This window comes from Desulfitobacterium dehalogenans ATCC 51507 (genome assembly GCF_000243155.2).
Taxonomy (GTDB): domain Bacteria; phylum Bacillota; class Desulfitobacteriia; order Desulfitobacteriales; family Desulfitobacteriaceae; genus Desulfitobacterium; species Desulfitobacterium dehalogenans.
Map to the genome: position 1 here is coordinate 2,235,911 of NC_018017.1, position 16,378 is coordinate 2,252,288.

The 16,378-nt window shown below is 44.6% G+C and carries 12 protein-coding genes; 1 reads left to right on the forward strand and 11 read right to left on the reverse strand.

Annotated elements, in window-relative coordinates; all coding sequences use genetic code 11:
• Positions 1–35 precede the first annotated feature (35 nt).
• From DESDE_RS10835 to DESDE_RS10875, 9 genes are all read right to left on the reverse strand, one after another.
• Positions 36–1,055, reverse strand: a complete 1,020-nt coding sequence (locus DESDE_RS10835) for a M42 family metallopeptidase (protein WP_014794058.1) — start codon at positions 1,053–1,055, stop codon at positions 36–38.
• Positions 1,046–2,107, reverse strand: coding sequence for a M42 family metallopeptidase (locus DESDE_RS10840; protein ID WP_014794059.1), 1,062 nt, complete (start codon positions 2,105–2,107; stop codon positions 1,046–1,048). The genes DESDE_RS10835 and DESDE_RS10840 overlap by 10 nt, the downstream gene beginning before the upstream one ends.
• A gap of 35 nt (positions 2,108–2,142) precedes the next feature.
• Positions 2,143–3,540 carry a dipeptidase PepV gene (gene pepV, locus DESDE_RS10845; protein ID WP_014794060.1) on the reverse strand — a complete coding sequence of 466 codons (1,398 nt, stop codon included), beginning with the start codon at positions 3,538–3,540 and terminating at the stop codon, positions 2,143–2,145.
• Between the two features lie 83 nt (positions 3,541–3,623).
• Positions 3,624–5,636 carry a penicillin-binding protein gene (locus DESDE_RS10850; protein WP_014794061.1) on the reverse strand — a complete coding sequence of 671 codons (2,013 nt, stop codon included), beginning with the start codon at positions 5,634–5,636 and terminating at the stop codon, positions 3,624–3,626.
• Between the two features lie 199 nt (positions 5,637–5,835).
• Positions 5,836–6,777 carry a rhomboid family intramembrane serine protease gene (locus DESDE_RS10855; protein WP_172637654.1) on the reverse strand — a complete coding sequence of 314 codons (942 nt, stop codon included), beginning with the start codon at positions 6,775–6,777 and terminating at the stop codon, positions 5,836–5,838.
• A 166-nt stretch (positions 6,778–6,943) separates the two neighbouring features.
• Complete coding sequence (locus tag DESDE_RS10860) at positions 6,944–7,222, reverse strand: ferredoxin family protein (protein ID WP_014794063.1); 279 nt, start codon at positions 7,220–7,222, stop codon at positions 6,944–6,946.
• Complete coding sequence (locus DESDE_RS10865; protein ID WP_014794064.1) at positions 7,219–8,511, reverse strand: FAD-dependent oxidoreductase; 1,293 nt, start codon at positions 8,509–8,511, stop codon at positions 7,219–7,221. Before DESDE_RS10865 ends, DESDE_RS10860 begins: the two co-directional genes overlap by 4 nt.
• A gap of 11 nt (positions 8,512–8,522) precedes the next feature.
• Positions 8,523–9,812: an electron transfer flavoprotein subunit alpha gene (locus DESDE_RS10870; RefSeq protein ID WP_014794065.1), complete on the reverse strand. Its 1,290-nt coding sequence runs from the start codon at positions 9,810–9,812 to the stop codon at positions 8,523–8,525.
• A complete protein-coding gene (locus DESDE_RS10875) occupies positions 9,812–10,645 on the reverse strand; it encodes an electron transfer flavoprotein subunit beta/FixA family protein (RefSeq protein WP_014794066.1) in 834 nt (277 codons plus the stop codon). Before DESDE_RS10875 ends, DESDE_RS10870 begins: the two co-directional genes overlap by 1 nt.
• Positions 10,646–10,944: 299 nt before the next feature.
• On the opposite strand from DESDE_RS10875, the gene DESDE_RS10880 reads away from it, so the two are divergent.
• Positions 10,945–13,791: a UPF0182 family membrane protein gene (locus DESDE_RS10880; protein ID WP_014794067.1), complete on the forward strand. Its 2,847-nt coding sequence runs from the start codon at positions 10,945–10,947 to the stop codon at positions 13,789–13,791.
• A gap of 37 nt (positions 13,792–13,828) precedes the next feature.
• Here DESDE_RS10880 and DESDE_RS10885 read toward each other — a convergent pair whose 3' ends face one another.
• Together DESDE_RS10885 and DESDE_RS10890 are read right to left on the reverse strand one after the other, a co-directional pair.
• Entirely contained in the window at positions 13,829–15,103 is a 1,275-nt protein-coding gene (locus DESDE_RS10885; protein ID WP_014794068.1) for a superantigen-like protein SSL4, read from the reverse strand.
• Between the two features lie 28 nt (positions 15,104–15,131).
• Entirely contained in the window at positions 15,132–16,100 is a 969-nt protein-coding gene (locus tag DESDE_RS10890) for a phosphodiester glycosidase family protein (protein WP_014794069.1), read from the reverse strand.
• Positions 16,101–16,378 lie beyond the last annotated feature (278 nt).

The window sequence follows — 16,378 nt, forward strand, 5'->3', positions numbered from 1 at the left end:
GAATGTCCTCCTTTTAATTCCTTCAGGGACTGGGTTCAATGGAAAGAAAACTCGTGAGGAATAGCCTTTAAGATACCGTCCACTAAACCCAGGGCATTCTCAATATCCTTTTCGGCCAAGACAGAAACTGTGGAGTGAATATACCGGCAGGGAATGCTGATGGCGATGGTGGGAATACCTTCACGGGTCAGATGAATTCTTCCAGCATCATTTCCCCCGCTATGCCCTCTGCGCAATTGATAAGGAATGCCCATCTTTTCTGCAAGGTCGATCACTTGCCGGAGAAGTTGCGGCCGATATAAAGTGGAGCTATCCATGATGGAGAGTGCGGGACCTTTTCCCGGTTCTGTAACCCACTCCCCTTCTTCTACTTCCATCATATGGGCAGATACAGTTCCTTCAAGAACAATAGCAAAATCCGGCTGGACATGGTAAGCAGCTACTGTTGCCCCCCGGAGCCCTACTTCTTCTTGTACAGTGAAAGCGCCGACGAGATTAATGGAATAATCTCTTCTTAATAGTTCGGCAAGTATGGCGCAGCCTACACGATCATCAAAGGCTTTGCCCTTTAGATATCCTTGGCCCAGGGTTTCTGTCTCCGTAAAAAAATAGGCATAATCCCCTATCTTTACATGTTTTTCTGCTTCTTCTTTAGATTTGGCACCGATGTCAATATACAGTTGCTCGATTTTCAAGGCTTGCTCCCGCTCTTTGGGTTTCTGCAGGTGAATTGCTTTGGCACCGATAACACCCATCAAGGCGTTAATCTTTAGGGGCTTAGAGAGCAATATCCGTGGATCGATACCGCCAACGGGTTGAAACTTAAGGAATCCATCACTGGTGATGGAGGTCACCATTAGAGCTACTTCATCCATATGGGCAGCTATCATCACCTTGGGACCTGAAATCTGGGGATTCTTTTGGACGATGAGGTTGCCCATTTTGTCTATACTCGCAGAATGCACGAAAGGTTCTAATTCCGTGGCAAGGGTACGGCGGATTTCCTTTTCATCTCCCGAGGTACCATTGAGTTCTGATAATGTCTTTAGTAGCATATTCTTCCCTCCAAGTCTTCAGGAAGTCCGGCAATAAAATAGGCCAGCAGTTTTCCGGTAAGGATCACATCCTGCATATCTATAGTTTCTACGGAGGTATGCATATAGCGTAAAGGTATGGACACTAAGCCCGTAGGTACACCGGCTTGAGCCACCTGAATAGCCCAGGCATCCGTGCCGCTGCGACCTGGAACAGGTAATATCTGATAGGGAATACGAGCTTCTTTTGCTGCCTTAAGCAATTCTTCATAGACTAAAGGATGGATATTAGGACCTAAGGCAATAGCTGGCCCTTTCCCTAACTCTCTTTCCACTTGTCCCTTGGTATCCGGTGTGCTGGCATGAGTTGCATCGATAGCAATGGCCAAATCCGGATTTAAGGTATAAGCACCGGTGGTTGCCCCCCTGTACCCAAGTTCTTCCTGAATCGTGCTGACCGCAATGACATCATGAACATGTTGCAGTCTTTGCAATTCTTCCAGACATATTTTCATGACGACCACTCCTGCTCGGTCATCAAAGGATTTACCGGCTAGGACATGATTCAGCAATTCCAAGGTTTTCCGCCGTAGGGTGATGATATCTCCTACCTGAATGACCTCTTTGATCTGCTCAGAGGGCATTCCCACATCTATTCCCATCTGTTCAATTTTTACTGCTTTTTCTTCATCCGTGGTCATTAAATGAGGTGGAATGGAGCCTATGACCCCAAGAATAGGTTTCCTGCCATGTATGATAACCTCTTGAGAAAGCAGGGTGCGCTGGTCCACTCCCCCCACTGCGGTAAAACGAATGAATCCGCTTGGCTCGATCCCTTTTACCATGAGGCCTATTTCATCCATATGGGCTGCCAGCATAATTTTATATCGTCCCTGAGTCCCCTTTTTATGAGCATAAATATTACCCAAGGAATCCTGGCGGACGTGGTCGGCTAAAGGAGTGAATGATTCCAGAACTAAAGGAGCCAGACTTTGTTCATATCCTGATACACCGGAATTTTCCGAGAGTTGTTTTAAAAAATTCTTCGCGCTGGATAATTGCGCGTTATTCAATAGACTCAGCCTCCTTCCAGCTTCGTGTTGTAAGTTTAAGCTCCTGCCAGATTCAAAATCGCTTGAGCATAGACCTTGCATGCCAGGATTAGACTGTCAATAGCCATATATTCATCCGGACAATGAATGACCTCCGGTTCCCCTGGAAGTAAGGGGCCAAAAGCTACTCCTTGGGGTAATACCTTAGCATAAGTTCCCCCTCCAATAGCAAAGGCATAAGCTTCAAGGCCTGTCACATCGGAATAAGCCTTTAAAAGAGACTTTACCAAAGGGCTATCCTTCGGAACATGGTGGGCCTTCTGATGGCTCAGGGTTAGCATTTGTAGCCCGATCTCCTGCCCACATGCTGCAACCGGCTTGAGGATCTGATCTTCCTTAATGGTTACAGGATATCTTACATCTATAACAAAGCGAATATGTCGGGCGGAAAGATCCATAATGCCTAAATTTAAACTTAGTTTTCCTGAGGGTTCATCAGCAAAAGCAACATTAAAGCCTTCCCCAAAATATCCCTTTCCCGGCCTGTTATTTAACCAGTGAATGAGTTCAGCCTCCTCTTGGCTCAGATCCAGGCTTGCGAGGAATTGAAGAGCATGGAGTACGGCATTCTTACCCTTTTGCGGGAGGCTGCCATGAGCCCCCACTCCCTTAAACATAAGGATCAGTCCATCCTCTCCTGAAGATGTCTCTAGTTTTCCCGTGACTCCCTCCGGGAAAGTGTAATGGGAAAGCTTCTGCGAAAGATCTTCCCGAGTAAACCCATTAAGAACAACCCTGCAGGAATCGGGAACCACGTTGGCCCGTTCCCCTCCCTGGATTTCCCTGAGATGGGGTAATGGATTGAATTGTTTGCTGAATTCCAGGTGGAGGATACCTTTCTCAGCGTGTATCAAAGGAAATTCAGCATCCGGAGCAAACCCTATGACAGGTATATCTTCTTTCTGCTTGTAATAATCCATATCTTCCCAGCCAGATTCTTCATCCGTACCGAGAATCAGGCGTACTTTCTTATTCAGTGGGATTTTGGCATCTTTAATGGCTTTCATGGCGAAGAGAGCTGCCAGAGTAGGTCCTTTATCGTCAATTGCTCCCCGACCATATATTCGACCATTCATAACAGCTCCGCTATAAGGAGGGACAGACCAGCCATCCCCCTCTGGAACCACGTCCAAATGCCCTAGGATGCCCAGAAGTTCCCCGGCACCCATCTCTATCTGACCGGCATATCCATCAATATTTTTGACATCAAATCCTAAACTTTCGCCGAGGCTCAAGGTCCACTCCAAACAATCCCTGATCCCGGGCCCGAAGGGAGCCCCTGGGGAAGCATGGTCCATATCTTTGACACTTTTGAATTGGATGCAGTCCTGGACTGCTTTGATCAGTTCATCTTTAAGACCGTCAATTTGTTGGTTAAGAATTTCAAGGTTCATATAATTTTCCTCCACTTCGTTGGATCATACAACTTATGTCTTGTTATAGGATGCCCCTTTTAACAAAGAAATTATAGTAAGGTTTAGGGTGAGGGTGGCGGTTCTTCTGTTTGTTCTAAAATTTCATCCAAGGTGGAAAATTCAACATTAACCACTGTACCCGCGTTGACTATCTTTCCGGGCTGTGGATTTTGTCCCCCAACAAGACCTGTTCCGGAGAAATGAAAATGAAGCTCTGCTTCTGCCAGTTTCTCCCCTGCCTGCCGCATGGTTAACCCCGTTAAATCAGGGACAATGGTCTCCCCTTTTAAAGGTGTCCGTTCAGGGATGACTTCCCCCGGTGCGGGGCGTTCAAAGCTTATTTCCGGTATCTCACTCACAGCACTTTGAGTTTCACTGGACACAGGAATACCATAATATTGGAGTGTCCCTTCGATAATCGTTTTGGCAACAGGTCCTGCTAAGGTTCCCCCCTGATGACTCTCTCCCTGAGGGGTATCGATGAGGATCAGAATAGCAATCTTAGGGTTATCTGTAGGGGCATAGGCTGCGAAAGAAGCGATAAAATCCGTTTTGGAATATCCTCCGGTTTCCGGATCCACTTTTTGGGCGGTTCCTGTCTTGCCGGCTACCCGAATGCCGGGGATTTTTGCTCTTCCGCCGGTACCCTCATCGACCACCGCTTCAAGAACGGCTGTCATCTGTTCTGCCGTTGATTTAGAGATAACTTGGCGAATGGGTTGCGGATTATTCTGTTGAATGGTTCCGTCTGGAAAAGTAATTTTATCAACGATATAGGGTTTGTAGAGAGTTCCACCATTGGCAATACTGGATATTGCTGTTAACAGCTGAACGGGAGTAACCAGGTTAGCCTGCCCGAAGGACATGGTGGCCATATCAATATCCCGAGCCTCATTCTGAGGGACGAGGAGCCCGCTTTCTTCCCCGGTGATATCAATCCCCGTCCGGCTTCCGAAGCCAAAAGCTTTTAGGTAAGTATAAAAGGTTTCTTTACCTAAATTCATCCCTACTTTAGCCAGAACCACATTGGAAGAGAGCATCATTCCTTTGGTAAATGTCACTTCTCCATGAGGTCGGAAATCGGAGTCCCAGTTGGTTATGTAACGTGGACCAATTTGTATGTAGCCCGGGTCTTCAAAGAGATCATCCGGCTTCAAAGTTCCCTCTTCCAATGCTGCAGCACCCGTGATGATTTTAAAGGTGGAACCGGGTTCATAAGACATACTGATGGTCAAATTGCGGCGTTCTTCGGGCTGAGTGGATGAATAGTCATTGGGATTGTAGGAAGGTCGTGATCCCATTCCCAAAATCCTCCCCGTCATGGGATCCATAGCCAAAATGGCTATATGTTTTCCTTGGGTCGTCTCCAAAAGCTGATCTAATTGCTGCTCAATAAGATGCTGTATCGTTGATTCCAAGGTAAGCTGCAGATCTGCCCCTTTCATAGCAGGCTCATTAAGCTGAGAAGGATTAAGGAGAGATTGCTGTGAGGAATAGCCTGGGGTACCATAGAGTTCCTTATCATAAAAGGATTCCAACCCTTCGGCCCCTTTCCCATCTAAGGTCACAATCCCTAACACGGATGCAGCTAACCTATCCATTGGATAGACACGTTTCTGTTGGTCGCTAAACCCGATACCCGGCAGCTTGAGTGCCTTGATTTCCTCAGTTTTTTCCAGACTCACATGGTTGGCAATATTTACCCAAGCCAGGTCTTTATTTAGTTTTTCCAGGATAGCATCTTTGTCTATACCTAATACTTCACTAAGTTTCACGGCTATATCTTCTTTAGTCCAATTGGTTTGCTCTTTCTCAATGAGATCATTGATAGCCCGTGGATCCCCATAGACCTCTTTGACAGGTATACTTTGGGCTAAGACATTGCCTTGAGCATCTAAGATTTTTCCCCTTTCAGGCTGCAGACTTTCACTACTGGTTCTTCTTTCGATCCCTTTGGCCTTGAGCTCAGAGGCATCGATAACCTGTAGCATAAATAACCGACCGACGATGATAGCCGCCGATAGAATTAAGAATATATAAAGAATTTTTTCTCGAGAAAAATAGTTACGTTTCATAAACCTTCCCCACCGTTTATAACCTATTTTCATGCAAACACTATTATATCATTCTTTACCAATAGTATGAGATTATTTATTAAAGAAAGCCCATGTTTTCTTAACTATCGATGGTCTTGTAAGTACCACCTTGCTAAGAAACCATGAGCTCTGTACTTATTTTGTCCTTTATCGATAATTGCATACCGTCAATTCAGTGTTATTTCATGGAAAATATCCAAGTTAAAAGCATACCGCTTACTAGGCCTCCCATATGGGCATAAACATCGATTCCTGTTTGAAAAAAGCCAAGGCTTAAATTAATCAAAATAACGACTGCCAGACTTTTCCCAAAACCCGATTTCCAAAGAAAGGGCTTACGGCGGGAATAAACCACTAAAGCACCTAAGATACCAAAAATCGCCCCTGAAGCCCCGGCGGAAATAGCATCTGTAAAAAGAAAACTGGCAACCGAACCCAGGATTCCGCTGAGAATATAAACCGTGATATAACGAATTCGTCCCAGCAATTCTTCGGCAATAGGTCCTAAAGCCCATAGTGCATAAAGATTAAAAGCTAGATGAAGAAAACCAATATGCAGGAACATGCTTGTAAATAACCGCCAATATTCACCCTGAATAATGAGTGCATTGACTTTAGCACCAAATAAAATCAGAACTCCGGTTCGAGTGGAGCCCCCAGCTAAGGTCATCAAGGCGAAGACAATAAGGTTTATGGCGATGAGAGTGTAGGTTAAATACGGACGTCGTTGAGCTTCCTTAGACCTTATGACTTCTGAAGAATCCCCCACGGAGGAGCCTTGAGAATCGGATTCAAGATAGGACAATACCCTATTTAAATGCTCTCTTTTGGCCGTTGCCGGGGAAGCAAAAATGGACCCTGTCTGTAGATCAATAAACCAGGCTTGAATTCCTTTTAAAGAAGGTTGGGTTAGATCCTGGGAAGACAAGCCTTCCGGACATAAGATAATCGCTTCCCAATGCTTTGTGGAAGGATATGCCGAGAATGAAGCCTGAGGTCCTTCCAAGGGAGAACCTTTCTTAAAAAAAGCAAAAAGCAGTCCATTCTCCTCTTTACGGGCAATAATCCACTGATCCGAATCCTTCTCAATGGACCAAAGATCCTCATGAAGCCCGCGAATAATGCGCTCGAGGATAACAAGCCCTCCTTTACAAAAATTTAACTATGTTTTCCGATAATCTTATTCTATAGGGATGACCGGGGGTTTGTCAAAACAGTAAAGAGGCAGCGGAAATTCCACTACCCCTTTACTGTCTTAACAAAAAAAGATTATTACGAATCAAAAATCAACCGTTCTTCCAGGAGACTCCGAAACCGCCCCGTGGATAATCCCATTGAATATTGCCATGAGGGCAAGCTACACGGCAGGTACCGCATTCCAGACAGCCTTCATACCCAACGGCAATACGGTTCTCTTCTTCATCCCAGTCGTAGACATGGGCAGGGCAAATAAAAGTACATACCCTGTCTTTGCACTTTAAACAAAGATCTCCGTTGATGATTTTAATGTGATTTAATTTGTCTGTGTTAAAGCGCACCAAATACAATTTATCATCTAATTTCATTTCAGTGCCCTCCAAGCATTAAACATATCTTTGACAAGCCCAGTCTTGGTCCGCTTCTTAAACATCATATCCATTATATTGCTGAACACTTGTGCCTTCGGTGTGCCATCTGCAGTGAAGTACATCCGAGCTGCTTGGTTAAGGATTTCAGGATATTGGCCCAGCAAATGAGGATTGGACTCTATGAAAGGCATGAGCTTTCTAAACTTATAAAGGTCTTTGATAACAAAAGAGTCACGGAGACGGGTCTCATAGACACTCATACCATGTGCACTGATATCTCCGGATTGAATGGCTTCAGCAGCTACTTTTCCGGCAATTTTACCAGAAACCATAGCTAAGTTGGAGCCTTCACGATTCAAACCGTTAACGAACATGGCTGTATCACCAACTACCATAACCCCTTGGCGATAAAGCTTCGGTATAGCATTGTAACCGCCTTCCGGGATCAGGTGAGCCAAGTATTCCTTGGTTTCCCCACCTTGCAGCAATCTTTTTACATAAGGTTTAGCTTTTAAGTTTTCCAAGAGATCATTAGGTGACCATCCCTTTTCAGACATAGAGTGAACCATGGCCCCAACCCCAATGGAGAGGGAGTTTTTGTTGGTATAGATGAAGGATGTTCCCATCATTCCATCCGTAGAATCACCGAAAAGTTCGATGGTTGCCCCTTCATGAGACTCCAGGCAGAAGCGATCTTCGATTTTCTCAGGGGGAAGTTCAATAATTTCTTTAACCACAACGGCCATATTCTCAGGGCGCAGAGGCTTGGCAAGCCCAGCCTTGCAAGCTAAGAAATTATTAGCCCCTTCCGCTAAGATGACAACTTTAGCTCCCAGGTCTCCTTCAGCACGACCTGTGCGAACACCGACCACATCATCGCCGTGATAGAGGAGATCCTCAACCAGAGTCTCAGTGATGATCATAGCCCCAGCCTTAACAGCTTGATCGGCCAGCCAGCGGTCAAATTTTACCCTTAATACTGTGTGAGCATTATAAGGTGTTTGTCCCCAGGCCGGATCGCGATAACCGGCGGTGAGTATTTCATCTTTGCTTAAGAAAGCGTAGCGTTGCTCGATAACCGGTCTTTCCAACGGAGCTTCCTTCCAAAAGTCAGGTACCACTTCATTGGTAGCCTGAGTATAGAGTACCCCACCCATAACATTTTTAGTACCGGGATAGTCTCCCCGTTCAATAACAGCAGTCTTCATTCCGGCTTGTGCGGCACTAATGGCAGCAGATAGGCCGGCAGGACCGCCTCCAACGACGATTACATCAAACTTTTCCATGTTGGCCCTCCTTATTTCGCCAAGCCGTGCTGTAGGCGTTTCTTAAACTCAGCTGTTAAAGCTGGTACGACCTCATTAAGATCTCCCACGATTCCGTAGGTTGCAACACGGAATATTGCAGCATCGGGATCGTTATTGATAGCAATAATGCTGTCGGATGTTTCCATTCCCACTAAGTGCTGGATAGCTCCAGAGATACCGATGGCAATATAGAGCTTTGGTCGAACCGTTACACCTGTTTGACCAACTTGCCGGTCATGGGTAATCCAACCTGCTTCCACTGCACCACGGGTTCCCGCAAGGGTTGCACCGAGTACTTCAGCTAATTCCTCTGCTAGAACCATGTTTTTCTTAGAGGCAAGCCCTAAGCCGACAGCCACGAGGATCTCAGCTTTGTCTAAGAAGATGCTTTTCGCATCGCCTTTAATAAAGTCAACAATTTTTGTTAAGATTTCATCTTCTGCCATTCCTAGCTCTTCACGAACCACTTCACCTGTCCGGCCCTCAACTCGTTCAGGCATGGCCATAACCCTGGGACGGACCGTGGCCATTTGTGGACGGCGGGTTTTACAGAGAATGGTCGCCATGATATTGCCGCCGAAAGCAGGACGGGTCTGCAGCAAAAGCTTGGAATTAGGATCAATACTCAACACGGTGCAATCAGCTGTTAAGCCTGTTTGCATCTTTGTCGCAACAACAGGGAATACGTCACGTCCCATGGCGGTAGCACCCATGAGGATAATCTCAGGCTGGTACCTGCGAACGAGATCGGTGATCGCTTCGGCATAAGGCTGTGTCCGATAATCCTTGAGAACAGGATCATCCACCACATAGACTTTTTCTGCTCCGTGGGCAAAAGCTTCCGGAATAACGGCTTCCACATCATGACCTACGAGGACACCGGCTAATTCACAACCAATATCATTAGCCAGCTTGCGTCCTTCACCCAGAAGTTCCCAGGAAACAGGAGCCACTTCGCCGCGGTTATATTCTATGACGACCCATACCCCACTCCAAACATCTCCACCAGGGACAGGTGCTGCTTTCTTCTCTACCTTTGCTGCAGGTGCACTTCCTTGAGATGGCTCAGGGGAGGTTTCTTTTGTTTCCTCAGCACTTTTTCCGGCTCCTTCAGGTAAAGAGAGAATATTGCTGGGACAAGAACTTACGCAGTCCCCACATTCGGTACATTTTCCGGCATCGACGACTACGCCGCTACCCCCTAATTCCAAGGCTTCGACGGGGCATTCCCCGACACAAATTCCACAACTAATACAGCCAGGACCTATGATAACTGCCATTACCGATTGCCTCCCTTCGCAGCGGGATTAACCATGATAATATTATGCTGGAACATTTTCTCCACCACTTGGGCGGCTACACCTTGTGGATCTTTCGTGCCATCAAAGGTTTCTCCACCTGAACGGGCAGGCGGGGCAAAAATCTTATTCACACTGGTGGGCGACCCCTTAAGTCCCATTTGAGTCACATCGAACTCAAAGGACTTGGAGTCGATGACTTCAGGTTCATAGGAAGCAGCCTTCATCATATTGGGTAAGGAAGCATAACGCAAATCATTAAGCTCCTTTTCAACGGTCAGAAGTGCCGGTAATTTAGCTTGTACCACTTCTTTACCTGTTTCAAGCTTACGCTGAACGGTTATGGTATCCTTATTAATATCAGTAACTTTAATAACATAAGTCAATTGCGGAAAGCCTAAGCGGCAAGCAATTCCGGGACCTGTCTGAGCAGTATCCCCATCGATAGCTTCCTTGCCGGCCAATACTAAATCTACAGGTTCTGTTTCATGAATCTTTAAAATGGCTTGGGTTATAATATAAGCTGTTGCCAAAGAATCTGAGCCACCGAATGCCCGATCGCTTAAAAGAATAGCGCGATCCGCCCCAAAGGACATAGCCTTCCGGAGTGCTTCTTTTGCTTGTGGAGGACCCATTGTGACGATAGTAACTTTCCCGCCCATTTTCTCCTTAAGACGGATTGCCTCTTCAAGGGCATGGGCATCATATGGATTAATAATCGATGGTACCCCTTCACGCATTAGCGTGTTCGTTTTGGGGTCAATCCGAACTTCAGACGAGTCCGGAACTTGTTTTAGACAAACTACGAAATGCAAAAAACTCCCTCCTCTAACCCTTTTTGCTTATAAAAGATACATAATCTCACATGTACAGCATAGTACAACAAGAGAAAAAAGACAAGTCATTTAATTTACAGAATATAATAAAAATTTACTTAATTGTTACAACAAAAAATATTGGCAATAAAAAACAAAGATAATTATATCACAATTTAACTCAAAACCCTAACTATTTTTAGCAATTTTTGAATATAAGAAGATAGGAGTGCAGGGTTTTTCTAGGATTGGGCAGAATACCTATAGGCAACAACTTCACGAGTAAAGGGGGTATGGGATTGAGACGAACAGCACGTTTCTTATTGGTCCTTCTAGGGATAGGATTATTGCTTCTAATTACACTCAGCGGACTTTTCGAAGATTATTTATGGTATTCCGACCTGGGATACAGCCAGCTTTTTTGGACTCCATTAATAAGTAAAGGACTCATTCAAATTGTCAACGGGACCATTCTCTTCACCTTTATCGCAGGTACCCTATTTTCTATACGTCACGCCATCTTAACTTTCGTCAATGAACGACTAAGGAAACGTTTACGCTTAGTTCATGAAATGGACCGTCCACTTTATCACTTAAGCCAGCGTAAAATGACAATTTGGCTCATTATCGTTTCAGTCCTGATCAGTTTTGGGGTCAGCTTCGTTACAGGCTTTACCGGTTGGCTTGAAGTTCTGACCTTTCTAAACTCCACTCCCTTTGGGCAAGGGGATCCCATCTTTTTTAAAGACTTAGGCTTCTATGTTTTTCAATTACCTTTTTTCTATACCATTTATAATGCTTTTTTCGGACCGCTTTTTTTACTCACATTTTTTACGGTATTATTCTATAGTTTTACCGGTGTTATCCATTTTCAATCTTTTCTTATTTGGAGGAAAGAAGCTGTCGAGATTAATCCTGCTGCCCGGCGCCATCTTGCCATACTTATTACGGTACTTTTTCTCTTCAAAGGATTTGGCTGTTATTTTGATACCTTCCGATTGCTTTATTCTCAACACGGATTAGTCTTAGGTTCAGGATACGCAGACATTCATGCTGCCTTGCCGGCCTTAAAAGCATTGATGATTCTATGTGCTTTGGGCTTTATCGGGGGAGGCCTATCCTTCTTTAAGAACGAGGTGCGTTTGCTAACACTCCCTATTTTGACCATCTTTATCAGCATACCTCTTCTTTCCGGTCTTTGGCCAATGGTTCTTCAATCCATGGTAGTGATCCCCAATGAATTGGAAAAAGAAATACCATACATTCAAAATGAAATCGCTTTAACCCGTTTTGCCTATGGCCTTGATCAAATTATGGAAGAAGACTATCAGACCAACCAGCCTTTGACTTCTGAGACTATCCAAAAAGAGCTGCCGACCTTGAATAATGTCCGCCTCAATGACCCTCACCCTATGCTCCAAACCTATACCCAAAAACAGGGTATACGTCCATATTATAAATTCCATGATATTGATATTGACCGCTATAGGGTCAATGGGGAGTATCGGCAAGTTATGCTTGCCCCCCGTGAGTTCTCCTATCAGGATTTAGAAAGGACCGCTCAAACCTTTGTTAATTTACGGTTCAAATATACTCATGGTTTTGGAGTAGTTGCTTCTTTTGCCAATGCCGTCACACCTGAAGGACTCCCCGCCTTTGCCATTAAAGATGTGCCACCGGCTACCGATTATCAAGAGTTTCAACTAAGCCAGCCCCGCATTTATTTCGGAGAACTAACCCATGACTGGGTTGTTGTCAATACGGATTTAAAGGAATTTGATTATCCGGCAGGTGGCTCCAATGCGGAAACACGCTATGGGGGCAAATCGGGCATTCAACTGACTCCCTTCAACCGGCTTATGCTTTCTATAAAGCATGGAACTTTGCGCTTTTATTTAGCTAACGAAATCAATTCCCAAAGCCGTATCCTCTTGCATCGCAATATCATGGATCGTGTAGAGAAGCTTGTGCCCTTCCTCCAATACGATGATGATCCCTATTTAGTTGTTGATGAAGGACGGCTCAAATGGATTATAGATGCCTATACTGTGTCTGACACTTTTCCTTATTCCAGTATGACCCCCGAACGGGAAATCAATTATATTCGTAACTCTGTGAAAGTCGTAGTGGATGCTTATGATGGAACAGTTGAATTCTTTGCAGTGGATGCCAAGGATCCCATCTTGCAGACCTATCGCAAAATATTTCCTGGAGTTTTTAAAGATTTATCCGCAATGTCTGACACTCTCAAGTCACATCTTCGCTATCCCGAGACCCTGTTTACGATTCAGAGCACTATGCTCAAGAATTTTCATATGACAGATCCTACTGTATTTTATAATAAGGAAGACGCTTGGGATATTGCCAAGGAACTCTTTGCTTCAGAGCCTCAGAACATTGCCCCTTATTACAGTGTTATGCAACTCCCCGGCAGTGATCATCCTGAGTTGATTTTGATGATTCCCTTCACTCCTTCATCCAGTTCAAGCAATATTAGAAATAATATGGTGGCTTGGTTGGCTGCCCGTATGGATGGTGAATATTACGGGGAGTTAAGACTCTATAAAATTCCCAAAAACAGTGAAGTGGATGGTCCTCTCCAAGTTGAATTACGGATCGACCAGGATCCCGAAATCTCAAAGCAGCTGGCCTTATGGGGTCAAAGAGGCTCCAGTGTCATTCGCGGCAATTTATTAGTACTTCCGATAGCCAATAGTTTTCTATATGTTGAGCCGATTTATTTACAATCCGAAAAAGGAGGCAGCACTCCCGAAATGAAACGGGTCGTCGTGGCCTATGGGGATAAAATTGTTATGAGTGAGACCTTCGAAGAGGCTCTTGCTCAACTTTTTGGGGTTAGACTGAAGCTCTCTCCTCCTCCTCAAGCTAATGTATCTGCTTTCGCGCCTGCGTCCTTAGACTCCGAAGAGGATCAGGAACCGACGATCGACGCAGAAGATGAGACCCAAGCCCTCTTGAAGCAAATCGAACAGATACGGGAGATGCTCAATCAGTTGGAGCTGCAATTTAAAAAAATAACCGGAGACTCTAGTGGTTTAGGGGACAATAAGGATTCAGATTCTGATTATGATAAATCTGATTCTGAGGACTCTGAGGACTTAGAAAATCAAAAAACAAAACCATGATTCAAAAGGCGGAAGATATTACTCTTCCGCCTTTGACTTATTCCAGAGGATGTAGCTTTACTTTGGTGGACATACCTTCTCGTGTGACTTGAATGACTTCAACCCCATCAGAAGAGATATAATTTTCTTCTCCACTGAGTTTTACTTCTTTGTCCTTACCTTCACTGATAATATAGGCCGTCAAATCATCATAGACAATAATTTCACGATTAGCCCCGATGATAACACCTTTGGGATCATCGTAAGGTATGGAGCCTTCCCAAATCGTTTTGAATTTCAGGCTTTTTTCTTCGGAATTCTCTTCTCCACTGCGGATACTCACTAATTTGTTATCTTTAACATGCCCCAGGTAAAGAGTGCCTCCCCTATTTCCTAAAATCACATCATCAGAGTCCTCAGATACCACTTCCCTGTTCCAACCTTGCAAAGCAATGATTCTCTCTGATTTTCCGGAAATGCTTTTTGCATACAGGGTTCCAAACTTATCCGAAGCTGCCATCTGGGTAATGACTTCCCCCGCTTGGTTCAATGTGCGGACATTTTTCATAATATCTATTTCCATAAGCTGAAACTTCCCGTCATTTTCAATAGCAAGATAGAGCAAATTGGTAAAGGTGGATACCACCATCTGCTTGATATCCCCGACCGCAGGGAAGCTATCAATACTGCGGTTATACCGATCATCCGGTGCCGTCCCCTCTTCATCACTGGGAGGCAGCTCTAAAGTATAGACTTCGGTAATTTGTGGATTGTTGTAGCGGATTTCCGTACGAGTCTTTGGGGTCTTCTTTACTGGCTCTTGCTGAGTCTGGGATCCGGTACCCGGTGCCTGATTGGGATCCTCCACAGCATCGGGCTCAGTTGTCGCCGGAGGTGTAACATTATTTTCCGCCGGCTCTTCTATAGGAACCTGCACGGTGGTCGTAGGATTAGGGTTCTTGCGGGCATAGAAATAGACAAGAGTGTCCCGATCCGGGAGCCATTGATAATAGATTGCTCCCATATCATATTTGCTATCCCCCTGGGGAGATTTCTCAAAAACGACTTTTTCTTGTTTCAGATTGTAAACCTTGAGCATGCCGTTCTCTTGATAAGCTAAATAATCTTTCCCAAAAGAGAGCTGCAGGTTCTCCAGATTGGTACCCGGTATCTCAGCTTCCAAGCTCTCAACTACAATAGGTTGAGCTATAACCGGTGCCATGACGCCTTCGATTTTATGATTGAGGACATAGTAAAAAGCAAATTGAAGCATTAATGAAACCATAACCCAACTGGTCATTGTTCTGATAAGAGTACGAGTCTTTCTTTTCAAGAATACACCCCCTTCATTCTTCCCCAAATTAAGGCATAACTACAAACCCGGTGGGGATATATCGTTCGCCAAAAATATTCCAGAGCTTATTAATGATCTTGCCATTATAAACCATCTCGGAAGAGGATCCGCCATCCAGATTAACCGCTTCTACAGCATCATACTCTAAAAAGACATTCATCATATCTCTTAAAGTTGCTCCAATACTCCAGGTAGGCTGACGTCCATCGATCACTACAAAAATAATGGTCCCATCCGCACGTTGGCCTATTCCGGTACGGGGAGCAATACCCCAACCGCCATCCCCGGAGACGGCAGGCTTACCCTTCTTAACCAAGGGAGGATAAAAACTGACACCTTCCCGAATATTCTTTTCTTTAACTTGATCAACATTCATAGGTTCAATAATCAATTTACCCTCTGCATCAAGACCAATAAAATCAACCACTTTATTCCCTACATTATTGTGAACGATTTCCCCGTTCTGTACTGTAATACCATCAGGAAATGCTCCATTGCCTTCACCATTAGGATCATAGAAGCCTCCGGCGTTGATACCGGCAATAGCACTTGAGTGTTTCACCATATCCGAGAGTCTCTCCCCGGCTACTCCAATTTCCTGGGTAACAGCTAATTTTACACGCTTGGGATCGCTTATGAGCATAACTTTTCCCTTGAAATTCTGACCTTGTATATCTTCAATAACGATACCGGACGAAGTATCTTCAACATTGGTTTGTCTGTCAATATTTCCCCCTACTTGTGTACCATAACCATCATAAGTGTGCATAATTTCACTGATCCTTTCCTCGGAAAGAAAGAAGCGAACCACCTGGGGGTGACGTGATGTTTCTACTGCACCTACTGCCATAACTTTTAATGCTTCAAATGGTCCCCAAAATAGCACAAAGGGAACGAGACAACCGGCAAAGATTATATTAAAAACCAAGAAAGTAACAATCATTTTCCAACGAACTCTGCGCTTTTTCTTCATCATGTGCCTTGATCACTCCTCTATCGTGTTCTTTTTCATTATAATTTTCATAAAAAATTAAAGCTTAAGATACTGTTGCTCTTGCAAATAGCCCAGAGAAGACCTGTAAGCATAGCTTTACTCACAAGAATCAGAATAGCACTTTTATTTTTTCTCCACCCTAGTAACAAGGACAAGTCGTTGGTTGCCCTTGTGCACCATGAAATTATATCATGAAATTACATTTTGAACAGCTAAAAACAAGCCGCATTTAAAATGCGGCTTAGTATAAATGCTTATCC

Coding starts and splice junctions, on each gene's coding strand:
- DESDE_RS10890 (WP_014794069.1), bottom strand. CDS start 16,100: ATGATGAAGAAAAAGCGCAGAGTTCGTTGGAAAATGATTGTTACTTTC.
- DESDE_RS10860 (WP_014794063.1), bottom strand. CDS start 7,222: ATGAAATTAGATGATAAATTGTATTTGGTGCGCTTTAACACAGACAAA.
- DESDE_RS10870 (WP_014794065.1), bottom strand. CDS start 9,812: ATGGCAGTTATCATAGGTCCTGGCTGTATTAGTTGTGGAATTTGTGTC.
- pepV (WP_014794060.1), bottom strand. CDS start 3,540: ATGAACCTTGAAATTCTTAACCAACAAATTGACGGTCTTAAAGATGAA.
- DESDE_RS10865 (WP_014794064.1), bottom strand. CDS start 8,511: ATGGAAAAGTTTGATGTAATCGTCGTTGGAGGCGGTCCTGCCGGCCTA.
- DESDE_RS10835 (WP_014794058.1), bottom strand. CDS start 1,055: ATGCTACTAAAGACATTATCAGAACTCAATGGTACCTCGGGAGATGAA.
- DESDE_RS10850 (WP_014794061.1), bottom strand. CDS start 5,636: ATGAAACGTAACTATTTTTCTCGAGAAAAAATTCTTTATATATTCTTA.